The organism is Nanhaiella sioensis (genome assembly GCF_046557775.1).
GTDB classification, from domain to species: Bacteria; Bacillota; Bacilli; order Bacillales; family SM2101; genus Nanhaiella; species Nanhaiella sioensis.
This window is the reverse complement of sequence record NZ_JBKAEG010000001.1, coordinates 849,679-862,253: the sequence shown is the minus strand read 5'-3', so window position 1 is coordinate 862,253 and position 12,575 is coordinate 849,679. Positions and strand designations below refer to the sequence as shown.

10 protein-coding genes are annotated in these 12,575 nt (G+C 35.7%); 4 read left to right on the top strand and 6 right to left on the bottom strand.

What is annotated here, in order from left to right:
• The first annotated feature begins 5 nt into the window (after nucleotides 1-5).
• The 4 genes from opp4C to addA all read left to right on the top strand — a co-directional run bounded on the left by opp4C (nucleotide 6) and on the right by addA (nucleotide 10,002).
• Nucleotides 6-911 carry an oligopeptide ABC transporter permease gene (opp4C, locus tag V1503_RS04055; protein WP_320258256.1) on the top strand — a complete coding sequence of 302 codons (906 nt, stop codon included), beginning with the start codon at nucleotides 6-8 and terminating at the stop codon, nucleotides 909-911.
• Nucleotides 912-1,557: 646 nt separating this feature from the next.
• Nucleotides 1,558-2,343, top strand: coding sequence for a nucleotidyltransferase domain-containing protein (locus tag V1503_RS04050; protein WP_410625017.1), 786 nt, complete (start codon nucleotides 1,558-1,560; stop codon nucleotides 2,341-2,343).
• Between the two features lie 386 nt (nucleotides 2,344-2,729).
• Nucleotides 2,730-6,236 carry a helicase-exonuclease AddAB subunit AddB gene (gene addB, locus V1503_RS04045; RefSeq protein ID WP_410625015.1) on the top strand — a complete coding sequence of 1,169 codons (3,507 nt, stop codon included), beginning with the start codon at nucleotides 2,730-2,732 and terminating at the stop codon, nucleotides 6,234-6,236.
• Nucleotides 6,229-10,002, top strand: coding sequence for a helicase-exonuclease AddAB subunit AddA (addA, locus tag V1503_RS04040; RefSeq protein WP_410625013.1), 3,774 nt, complete (start codon nucleotides 6,229-6,231; stop codon nucleotides 10,000-10,002). Before addB ends, addA begins: the two co-directional genes overlap by 8 nt.
• A gap of 36 nt (nucleotides 10,003-10,038) precedes the next feature.
• Here addA and V1503_RS04035 read toward each other — a convergent pair whose 3' ends face one another.
• The 6 genes from V1503_RS04035 to V1503_RS04010 form a co-directional block, all read right to left on the bottom strand.
• Nucleotides 10,039-10,257: a spore germination protein gene (locus V1503_RS04035; protein ID WP_214482484.1), complete on the bottom strand. Its 219-nt coding sequence runs from the start codon at nucleotides 10,255-10,257 to the stop codon at nucleotides 10,039-10,041.
• Nucleotides 10,258-10,392: 135 nt separating this feature from the next.
• Nucleotides 10,393-10,770: a spore germination protein GerPE gene (locus V1503_RS04030; RefSeq protein WP_320208200.1), complete on the bottom strand. Its 378-nt coding sequence runs from the start codon at nucleotides 10,768-10,770 to the stop codon at nucleotides 10,393-10,395.
• Between the two features lie 10 nt (nucleotides 10,771-10,780).
• Nucleotides 10,781-10,987: a spore germination protein GerPD gene (locus tag V1503_RS04025; RefSeq protein WP_320208199.1), complete on the bottom strand. Its 207-nt coding sequence runs from the start codon at nucleotides 10,985-10,987 to the stop codon at nucleotides 10,781-10,783.
• The gene (gene gerPC, locus V1503_RS04020) at nucleotides 10,984-11,607 is read right to left on the bottom strand and encodes a spore germination protein GerPC (protein WP_410625010.1); all 624 of its coding nucleotides are present in this window, start codon (nucleotides 11,605-11,607) and stop codon (nucleotides 10,984-10,986) included. Before gerPC ends, V1503_RS04025 begins: the two co-directional genes overlap by 4 nt.
• A gap of 291 nt (nucleotides 11,608-11,898) precedes the next feature.
• Entirely contained in the window at nucleotides 11,899-12,111 is a 213-nt protein-coding gene (locus V1503_RS04015; protein WP_214482488.1) for a spore germination protein GerPB, read from the bottom strand.
• A gap of 168 nt (nucleotides 12,112-12,279) precedes the next feature.
• Nucleotides 12,280-12,501, bottom strand: coding sequence for a spore germination protein (locus V1503_RS04010; RefSeq protein ID WP_214482489.1), 222 nt, complete (start codon nucleotides 12,499-12,501; stop codon nucleotides 12,280-12,282).
• Nucleotides 12,502-12,575 lie beyond the last annotated feature (74 nt).

The following is a 12,575-nucleotide window of genomic DNA, read 5'->3' as shown; positions in this document are numbered from 1 at the left end:
CACAAATGAATAGTATGCCTGAACCGACTAGAGAACAGCTATTGAACCCCATTCTTAACGAAAAGCCGGATACGTATACAAAAATTTTCGCTCGAAAATTTTTGAAAAATAAACTCGCAGTATTTGGGGCAGTTGTGCTTACGATCATCATACTTGCAGCAATATTTGCACCACTTTTAACACCATATTCCCCAAATAAACAAAGCTTAATAGATAAGCTTAAACCACCGAGTAGCGAGAATCTATTAGGGACTGATAAATTTGGCAGGGATATATTTACGAGATTATTGTATGGAGGTAGAGTTTCATTACTTGTTGGCTTTTCATCAATTGCAGGGGCAATAACAATTGGAACTTTCATAGGAGCGATTGCTGGCTATTTTGGTAGACGTATTGATTCATTTCTTATGAGGTTTGTCGATATACTTCTTTCAATTCCTACGATTTTCTTATTAATTACTTTGGTTACGATCTTTCAACCAGGTGTAGATAAATTAATTCTCATATTTATTTTTACAGGGTGGATGACCACTGCACGTTTAGTAAGAGGTGAGTTTCTTTCGCTAAGAACTCGTGAATTTGTACTTTCTGCTAAAACGATTGGTGCAAAATCGTGGACTATTATCTTTTCGCATATATTACCTAACGCACTAGGGCCAATTATTGTTGTGGCAACTTTAAACATTGGCCAGGTTATATTAATCGAAGCCGCATTAAGCTACTTGGGCTTGGGGATACAACCTCCGAAGCCGAGCTGGGGTAATATGCTACAAGATGCCCAAAACTATACGATCATGTTAAAAGCATGGTGGTATCCATTATTTCCTGGGTTAATGATTCTAATAACAGTATTATGTTTTAATTTTGTAGGAGATGGATTACGAGATGCCTTCGATCCAAAAAACGAATAAATAAAAGCCAAGGTGATGTACCTGGCTTTTTTTAGTTCTATACAAAGTAATACACTTAAGCTCTGTTGCTTCAATATGATGAAATGGATGAACTATTGACAAAGAGGTGAAGAATTGACGACTAGTTTTACTAGCAAATGAACATATTCACTAAGTGCACTGTATTTTTTGAAGGTTATTATAGTAGTTGTGTTCTAAGAAACAAACAAAGCATGGACTTAGTACCTTTTCTTATTAAAGGCGATGACAATCGCATAAAAACACCTCAAGTTGTTCACATTAAATTCATTAACAAAGTTTATGCAAGCTGTCTTCGTATTTATTATTGCTATTTAGCTAACTAACTCCCTTGATAGCTTTTCATCTCTCTAAAGAGTGAAAGTTGTAAAGGTGTATCTTACAGTTCTAAAGTATACGAAAGATTGTGTTCGCATTGAATGTTGCTTTGCGTTCTAATATATAAGTATGTATTCTTTTTACGTTCTTGGCATCTTATCTACTTTTACAATTGAACAAAGTTTACGAAAAGAGCCTTATGAAAATAACTAATTAAAAATAATCTTAATTCTTGAATTGATTAATTTCTTAGAACAGTACTTATATTGTTATAACATTTATACTTCGTAAAATGAGGTGTGTTAATACCGTGCGAACTCAAATTATATCAGAACTAGAACAAATAGAGAGGGAGGAACAAGTTAAAATAATTTTTGCTTGTGAAGCAGGCAGCAGGGCGTGGGGGCTTCATTCGAATGATAGCGATTTCGATGTGAGGTTTTTTTATATTCATCATACAGACTGGTATTTGTCCATTGAACATAAGAGGGATGTCATAAGCAAGCCTGTATCCGATTTATTAGATATTAGTGGATGGGATATTCGTAAGGCATTACAGCTTTACAAAAAATCAAATCCTTCCATATTTGAGTGGTTACAATCATCGATTGTTTATGCTGAACATGACCAAGTAATGAAAGGTTTTCGAAAAATGATTTCATATGCATTTTCTGAAAAAAAATGCATGTATCATTATTTACATATGGCTAAAAGAAATTATCATAACATATTGTCCAAAGAAAGTGTCACTGCAAAACAATATCTTCAAATTATACAACCTCTTTTATGCTGTAAGTGGATCGAAATGCATCACTCACCACCACCTGTCCAATTTCAAAAGATGATGTATGCGACAATTTCAAAAGAAGGTTTAATTGAAGAAATAGCTAAATTAATTAATATGAAGCGAAAAGATGTCATTAGTAGAGGGGATTCCAAAACTCTCGTACAATGTATTGAACAACTATTAATTACAATTGAAAGAGTTGTTCATAACCAGCCAGCTTCGAAATGTGAAAAGTATGAACCGTTTAACCAGATTTTTCTCAATGCACTTCAAGAATTTTGGGGATATGATAAAAATAACTCTTTTTAACTATGTTGTTATTTTAATTAGGCTGTTTTCGCAATGATTGTTGCTTGTCGTTCTAAGATATAACACGGATACAACAATAGTTTCGTTGCATCTTTTCTTCTACAATATAAAGATAATTATACAAGACTTCTTTTTACTGTCGTAATTTTGTATAAATAACAACAAAGTTTACGAAAAGAGCCTTTAACTAAAAAGGGACAGATAACTAGTGGTTTTATACTTTTTTCATCATTATATAGTGTTGGAAAATATACAGGCATCGTGAAAGCAGCCTTGTTAAAGTGATTAATGACATGCATTGGCTAACAACCTGCTATGGTGGTTATCTTATTGTAAATAAAGTAAAATAATAAATAGTATACAAGATTACTGGGAGGGGAGATTTTATGTCTCTTCGTTTTGTTATTGGAAGAAGTGGTTCTGGAAAGACACAGACATGTATAAATGAGATTCATCAACTGTTGATTAACGATCCAATGGGAGATCCGATCATTTACTTAGTACCGGATCAAATGACGTTTCAATCGGAGTATGAATTAATTAATAGACCAGGGATAAAAGGCATGATTCGTGCTCAAGTGTATAGTTTTTCAAGACTTGCATGGCGTGTACTTCAAGAGACGGGGGGAATTAGTAGATATCATTTATCGACTGTAGGTGTATCAATGCTGCTTAGAAAGATCATTGAGCATAGGAAGAGCGAACTGAAGGTGTTCTCAAAGGCAGCAGAAAAATCAGGCTTTATTACTCATGTTGAAGGAATGCTCACAGAGTTAAAGCGTTATTGTATAGATGCAAATGAACTTAAACAAACTCATGAACAGTTGATTCTAAAGGAAGATCAACCTAATAAACAAGTACTAGCTGACAAATTATACGATTTACAAATGATTTATCAAGATTTAGAAGCGCATCTATTAATGAAATATATTGATTCAGAAGATTATTTGAGGCTATTAGCTGAAAAAATGGCACAATCATCTTACTTACAAAATGCGCATATTTATGTGGATGGTTTTCATAACTATACACCCCAAGAGCTCGATGTCCTAGTGCAAATGATGAAAACAAGTAAGCGGGTTTCTATTACATTGACTACAGATGAACAATATGACGACTACCCCCCTCACGATTTACATCTATTTAGAATGACAGGGAGGACATATCAAACCATTACTCGATTAGCAAAAGAGGCTTCCATCGACATTGAGTCACCTGTTCGCTTGGTCGAAAATATGAGACATGCTTTACAACCTTCATTACATCATTTAGAGCAATCGCTTGAGTCTCGGCCTTCTATACCATTTCAACAACGTTCAAATATTACATTATATCAAGCTGTTAATCGTCGAGCAGAGGTGGAAGGCGTCGCTAGAGAAATTACTAGACTCGTAAGAGATGAGGGGTATCGTTATCGTGATATAGCGCTCTTCATTCGTAATTCAAATGATTATTATGATTTACTAGATACGGTATTCACAGATCACCACATCCCATTTTTTATTGATCAAAAACGTTCAATGCTCCATCATCCGTTGATTGAATTAATTCGCTCGAGCTTAGAGGTAGTGACAGCTAATTGGCGCTATGATGCAGTATTTCGGTGTGTAAAAACAGATTTATTATTTCCTCAGGATGCCAATATCAATGCGTTGCGTGAAGAAATGGACTATCTAGAAAACTATGTGTTAGCATACGGAATTCATGGGGGTAAATGGACGAATAAGAAACGTTGGGAGTATCGCCGTTTTCAGGGACTGGATTTAGATTCATATGTGAAGACGGATGAAGATGTATTATTTGAAAATAGAGTAAATGATTTACGTAATTTGATTGTACCATCGTTAAATAGCCTGCAAAAAAGACTTACCAAAGCGAAATGTGGTCGAGAGATGTGTGAAGCAATTTATACCTTTTTAGAAGAGCTGCACATTCCTGCTAAGCTTACAAAGATGAGAGATCAAGCTGAAGCTGACGGTCATTTAGTAGAGGGTAGTGAACATAGTCAGGTTTGGAAGGCTGTAATAGATTTACTTGACCAGTATGTAGAGGTATTAGGGGAAGAGGCATTACCATTACATGTATTTACGAATATTATCGAGACTGGATTAGAAAGTATGCAGTTTGCTCTAGTGCCACCAGCGATAGACCAGGTCCTCATCGCACATTTTGATCGTTCTCGCTATATTAATATTAAAGGGTCATTTATTCTTGGGGTAAATGAAGGTGTCATCCCTTTAAAGCCTACAGATGAGGGTGTTTTATCAGAGGTTGAAAGAGGAATGCTTCATGAAATAGGAGTAGAGCTAGCCCCTGGTGGTCGGGAACAGCTCTTAGACGAATCTTTTCAAATATATATGGCATTGTCATCTCCAAATGAATATTTGTACATCTCCTATCCTTTGGCGAATGATGAAGGGAAATCACTCATCCCTTCCAGTTTAATTAATAGAATAAAGGATTTATATCCAGAGTTAGAAGAAGAAGTGCTTGTGGGTGATACGAGTGAGCTAACAACTGCTGAAGAGCAGCTAGCTTTTGTAACTAGTCCAACAGTCACGCTATCTCATGTTGCTACTCAATTACAAGCATGGAAGAAAGGATATCCTGTAGAACCACTTTGGTGGGATGTATACAACTTTATTGTTAGTGATGCCTACTGGAAAACAAGAGGAAATAGAGTATTTCAAAGTCTTTTTTATGAGAACAAAGAACAGCCATTAAAGATTGAAACAACGAAAAAGCTCTATGGTGACACAATTAAAGCAAGCGTATCTCGAATGGAACGTTTCAAAGGTTGCCCGTTTTCGCACTTTGCCTCACACGGTTTAAAATTGAAGGAGAGACAGTTATTTCGTTTAGAGGCACCTGATATAGGTCAATTATTTCATTCAGCGTTAAAAATGATTTCTGATAAGCTTCGAAATCAACACGTAGATTGGTCAGAGTTGTCACAAGAGCAATGTCAGCTGTTAGCTATTGAAGCTGTCGAAAAACTAGCTCCTCGATTACAAAATGAAATTTTATTGAGTTCGAATCGACATCATTATGTGAAGCGTAAATTGCAGCATGTGCTCATTCGTGCTTCGGTCGTTTTAAGTGAGCACGCAAGAGCAAGTGGATTTACACCAGTTGGCTTAGAGCTACCATTTGGAGCAGGTGAAGAATTTCCTGCTATTGCGTTTCAGTTACCGAATGAAACAAAAATGGAATTAGTCGGAAGGATTGACCGTGTTGATAAAGCGGTTGGTTCACAAGGAGTATTACTCCGAATAGTCGATTATAAATCCAGTGCAAAGGAGTTAAATTTAGCTGAAGTTTATTATGGTTTAGCTCTACAAATGCTCACATATTTAGATATAGTTATTACCCATTCAACAAAGTGGATAGGACAGCAAGCGAACCCGGCTGGGGTTCTTTACTTTCATGTGCATAATCCAATGCTTCAAACAAAAGGTAAGCTAGCTGCAAATGATATTGAGAAAGAGTTATTGAAACAATTTAAAATGAAGGGCTTGCTTCTTGGGGATGAAGAGTCCATACGTTTAATGGATCAATCGTTAGAAGTTGGTCGTTCCGATATTGTAAGTGCTGGTATTAAAAAGGGTGGTGGCTTCTATGCTGGTTCATCAATAGCTTCAGCAGAGGAGTTCTCAAACTTACGTAAACATGTGAAAAACATATTTACTGATATAGGAACACATATTATGGACGGAGATGTATCAATTTCGCCTTATAAGTTAAAGGAGAAAACCCCTTGTACATTTTGTTCTTATAAACCGTTCTGCCAATTTGATGAGTCATTTAAAGAAAATCAATATCGAATATTATCAGATGAAAAAGATCATCGGATTTTAGAAAAAATTAGTAAGGAGGTTGAAGAGAATGACTAATAATCTCCCTCCAAAACCAACTGAAAGTCAATGGACAGATGAGCAGTGGCAAGCAATTGTTGCGAAAGGACAAAGTACATTGGTTGCTGCTGCGGCGGGATCTGGGAAAACAGCAGTATTAGTTGAAAGGATCATAAAAAAAATCACTTCTATTGAAGACCCGATTGATGTTGATCGATTACTCGTTGTGACATTTACAAATGCATCAGCCGCTGAGATGCGTAGTAGGATCGGTGAAGCTATTGAGCAGGCGATTAAGGAAGATCCTAGTTCACTTCACTTACGAAAACAACTAAGCTTGTTAAATCGTGCATCTATATCAACATTACACTCATTTTGTTTAGAAGTGATTCGTAAATACTATTACTTAATTGATATTGATCCAAGCTTTCGCATTGCTGATGAAGTGGAAGGCGAGCTCATAAGAGAAGAAGTTATTGAGGATATGTTTGAAGAGTATTACGGGATGGAAAACAATGACCAATTTTTTCAATTAGTCGATTGTTATTCAAATGATCGAAATGATGCTGATGTGCAAGTATTAATAAAAAAAATGTATGATTTTTCTCGGTCACACCCATCACCTAATGATTGGCTAAACTCAGTCATTAAAATGTACGAGATTACAGAAAATACCTCTATCGAAGACTTGCCATACTATAACTATTTATTAGCAGATATTAATATTCAGCTTGAAGGTGCAAGAGGTTTACTAGAACAAGCGTTAACAATTACAAAACAACCGTCAGGGCCTGCACCTAGAGCAACAAATATTGAAGATGACTTAGAGCAGCTTAATCGCATTGATCGTGCTAAGAATCTTTCATGGAATGAACTATATGAAGAAATGCAAGGTTTATCGTTTTCTCGAGCAAAAGTTTGTCGTGGTGATCAGTTTGATGAGATACTCATAGAAAAAGTGACAAAGCTTCGAAAGAAAGCTAGAGATATCATTGAAAAACTTCATGATGAACTGTTTAAACGTAAGCAAGAATTGTTATTAAATGATATTCGAGAAATGGAGCCTACGGTAAAAACGCTCGTTACTTTAGTAAAAGAATTTGCAATAAGATTTGAGAGTGTCAAACAAGGAAAAGGCCTTGTAGATTTTGCAGATTTAGAACATTATTGTTTGCAAATTTTACGGAAAACAAACAGTGCTGTCGAAGAATTCATACCATCTGAAGCTGCTCTCGACTATCGTGAGCAATTTCAAGAGGTTTTAGTGGATGAATACCAAGATACTAACATGGTCCAAGAATCAATTATTCAATTTGTTACAACAAATCAAGAACATGTCGGTAACTTGTTTATGGTAGGTGATGTGAAGCAATCCATTTATCGCTTCCGCCTTGCGGAACCGTTACTATTTTTAAGTAAATACAAACGGTTCAGTACGGTAGGGAAAGAAAGTGGTCTACGAATTGATTTAGCGAAAAATTTCCGAAGTCGTTCAGAAGTATTGAATGCAACAAATTATATATTTAAGCAATTGATGAATGAATCTGTAGGTGAAATTGATTATAACAGTGATGCAGAATTAAAGCTAGGTGCACTTGACTATCCATCAAATGATAAAATGGATACAGAATTTACGTTAATTGAGAAAAATCAAGACGATGTGGAAGGACCAACACATCTTAGCACCAAAGAAGAAGGTGTTCATTCTTTTGATCCGGTTGAGTTAGAGACAGCCCAGTTAGAAGCACGTTTTATGGCTAGTAAAATTAAGGAACTTATTAATGAGCCATTTGAAGTGTTTGATCGCAAGAAAAAAATGAACCGTCGTGTTGCATACAGAGATATCGTTATTTTGCTTCGTTCAATGACATGGGCGCCTCAAATTATGGAGGAGTTTAAGCAACAAGGCATTCCAATATACGCGAATTTATCAACAGGTTATTTTGAAGCGACAGAAGTTGCAATTATGCTATCCTTGCTTAAAGTGATCGACAATCCTTTGCAAGATATTCCACTCGCATCTGTGCTTCGTTCACCAATCGTTCAACTGAATGGGGAGGAACTAGCAAATATTCGCTTGAAAAAGAAGAAAGGTACTTATTATGAAGCATTAACAAGCTTTTTGAAGGGTGCACCTGAAGAATATGAAAAAGAGTTATATGAGAAGATAAGTAATTTTTATGAAAGTCTTCAAACATGGCGCATGAAAGCGAGAAATGGGTCACTCTCTGATCTTATATGGAAAATATACAGAGAAACACAGTATTATGATTATGTAGGCGGTTTACCTGGTGGAAAACAACGTCAAGCAAATTTACGGGCATTGTACGATAGGGCAAGGCAATATGAAGCAACCTCTTTTCGAGGATTGTTCCGATTTTTACGATTTATTGATCGTATGCAAGACCGTGGAGACGATCTGGGTACGGCAAGAGCTATTGGGGAACAAGAGGATGTTGTTCGTTTAATGACCATTCACAGTAGTAAAGGTTTGGAGTTTCCAATTGTTTTTGTAAGTGGCTTGTCAAGACAATTTAATAGACAAGATTTAAACAAATCGTATTTGTTAGATAAAAATTTGGGGTTTGCTTCAAAATATATTAACCCTTCGCTTAGGATTAGCTATCCGACTCTTCCGCAATTAACATTAAAAATGAAAATGAAAATGGAACTAATTGCTGAAGAAATGAGAGTTTTATATGTCGCGTTAACACGAGCCAAGGAAAAGTTATTCTTGGTCGGCACTGTGAAACAAGCATCAAAGGTGATTAATGAATGGCAAGGTCAGCTTTTAAATCACCAATGGTTGCTTTCAGATTATGATAGGGTATATGCAAAATCATATTTAGATTGGCTTGGACCTACACTGATACGTCACCGACATAATGAAGCTTTACGAAATGACGAAAACATTGATAAATTACCCGAAGAATTAACTGACTATCCTGCAAAGTTTCGGATAGAGATTAAACAATCAACTGATTTTTTAGAACAAGATTTGAACAATCCTATAGAAGATGAACAAATCTTATCAGCAATTCGTAACGGCCAATCAATAGATTTAGGAAGTTCATATCAGGACCAAATGGTTAACCGTTTAACATGGGAGTATCCAAACGTAGATGCTACAAAGTATCGGTCTAAGCAGGCAGTATCAGAAATAAAGCGGATGCGTGAATCATTAGATGAGTTTAGTCATACATCTTTGTTGGCACAAAAACAGCAACCTATTGCAGAACGTCCATTATTTTTACAAGAAAAATCAATCTCTCCTTCTGAGAGAGGAACAGCGATGCATCTGTTCATGCAGCAAATCAAACTACATGAGCCTATAACGATTGAAGGATTGTCAGACCAGCTTGCTAAAATGGTTGTTCATGAGATCATTACAGAAGAGCAATCAACAGCCATTTCTATAGAACATATCCATGACTTTTTTCAAACTGAGTTGGGAGAACGTCTAGTTAATGCTACGATGGTGAAGAGAGAGTTACCATTTAGCCTTGCGTTACCAGCGAAGGAAGCTTATCCAAAATGGCAAATACAAGACGAAGAGACTGTTCTTGTTCAAGGAATGATTGATTGTATATTTGAAGATGATCAAGGAATTGTCTTACTAGATTATAAAACTGATACAATTACCGGTCGTTTTACAAATGGGTTTGAAGAAGCTGAACCAATATTAACGAAGCGTTATCGCACTCAAATAGATTTATACCGACATGCACTTGAACAGATATGGCAAAGAAAAATAGATGAATGCTACTTATTTTTCTTTGATGGGTCACATCTATTACGCATGTAAAATACATAGCAACTCTTTGTAGGAATTCAAGAGTTGCTATGCATTTGCTGTTTGCGGCTGATCTACTAAATCTGGATCACCAGTATTTGTAAAGCTAATTCCGTTTGTTACAATGAAGAAGTTACCTGAAACTGAAGAACCTGAACCAGTATAAGATTTTTCCTGTGTTTTCGGCGATATATAAAAGGAATCTCCAAAGTTTATCACTCCGCCAGATACAGTGTTAATATTAACGGGTCCAACGATTGAAGGCATAGACTACACCCTTTATTAGAGTATCCAAATTAGTTCAACATGTTGAATGAGTAGTATATCTTCCTTATCTTATTTATGTGTGAATGTATAACTTGTCATTTCAATATTTATGTTATGCATTTGGCTTATAAATGTTCATTGATTCTCCTCATTACTTTCCAATTGTCGAATGTTCTTCACACGATCAACGGCATCAATTTCATCAATCGAACCTATTTGAACTAAAGATGAAGCGGCTATCCCGATGATTCTAATGTTACGTACGTGTATCGTTGGATTTTCGTTGTGAAAAGCAACAGAAACAGGCTCTCGGTCTGGTGGTTTAGGGATAACCTGTGAGTAAATTTCGTCTTCGAAATTACCTTCATTTGAAAAAAATAGCGGATATTCTCGTCTAACTGCAAAAACTCTAGCAAGCGGCGTGAAGGACACAGAATCACCAATATGAAATACCGAGCTTAATGACACATCAACAATTCTTATTTTGTTAACAACAGATACTCTACGCAGCATCTTGTTATCCTCAAAGTGCAGTTGAAGGTGGCGCGGTAGGAACAAATGGAACGAATGGTGCAACTGCGCCGATTATTAAAGATTCTGGTGGGGTATCAAATATGGATGATAAAGTTATTGAGTGTGTGTCGCCGACTAAAAAAACTGAAGAACTAGATACACCAATCATTCTTATGTCTCCTACACATAAATTCCGGTTTGTTACAGTAAAATTCATTTATCTTCTCCTCCTATGTTTCTTGGAAAATGTTGAATGAAAGCGAGAAATGAGTTTTCAATATCTTTTTTAACATATGAAACGATCCTTTCCATACTTCTTTTTGCTTGGGTTGGATTTTGTATATCAGCAGGTGTAAGTTTATTGATGTAATAATTTATCCGGGGGTTAATTTGTTTCTTTACATCTTCAATCATGAATTGTCGATATGAGTCGTCAAGAGCAAAATCTTGTTGTTTTTCAATCCCTTTAATTAGGTCAACGCTATTCCGGTCTAAAAATGAATGTACATCATTAAATACTTGTTGTGAAAAACCTTCAGGAAGTTGTTCGATTGGTGGAACTTGGAATTGATCTTGAGTTACTGCAAAATCTTCAATTGCATTAGAATCTTGTGGGTTTAAGCCAATATTTAATGTTCCCGAAAGAGTTTCAACCTTTAATTGATCAAATTTGTATTCAATCTTATCAATCGTCGTGTGTTTTTCGTTTTTTAGCTCTTCCACTTCATTTTGCAATTGCTCTATGGTTGATTCCATTTGTTTAATCTTTTCATTTTGAGATTCCACAAATGAATGAAGTTGGCGCATATACTGGTAGAATTCATCTTGAAAATACATTCAAACCTTCCTTTCTTTAGGGTATTCACATGATTTTGTTAAACTCTGTTGCTTTTATTGTTAAAATTTACTCAGCTGAAAGTGGCCTATGCAACTGTCGTGCTTTTCTTGCTATGTTAATATAGGTGTACATTCTTAGTTCGAATAACAAGTATCAATGCGTAAATAGCCTATTGTTAAGTACCTTTCAAATATTCGGAACGCACTAAAAATAAGGTGCATGCGCTTTGTTATTTATCATATGTGAAAAAAAAAAATAGGTGATTAGCCCATTTTGAATTAAAGAATTTTTTATGGTCCCTGTAATGGTACAAGTTGTCCCGTGCCTGGAAAACCTGTAGGTTGTTGAGCTTCGGGAGCGGGCTCTGTATATGCTCCTGTATTATACAAATTTGATAATGCATTAATACTACCAGCACTTCCTATTTGTAACACAGAAGAGTTCGAAACACCATCAACTCTTAGTTGGTGAATAATAATACTTTGGTTAATATAAAAGTTCAAAATTCCCACACCTCCTCTCTTTCATAGAACAAATTTAGTAAATGTACTTTTAAAGCTTTACAACAAGCAATCAGGTGAAGACTCAACCCCACCTGATTTGTAAATCCTTCAGATCTAAGCGTCATTTAAAAAACTCGACCTTTTTGAGAATTCATTCAGATTCAATTTCTACAGATTTGCAGCTAGTGGTTGATCAATTACATCAGCATCATACGTATTAGTTACACTTTGAGTGTTGTTAATATATAAATAATCACCTGTATTAAATGAACCTGCTCCAGCAAAGGTTTTAGCTGTGCTTATAGGTGAAATTGAATAAACGTCACCTATATGAAAAACTGCACTTGACCCAATGTCAGTTACATTTACGACACCAACTATAGCAGGCATAACAAACACCCTTTTACAATCTGTTATAGGCATAGTATGAGTGACCCTAATTTATTGTGAGGAAGAATTATAAT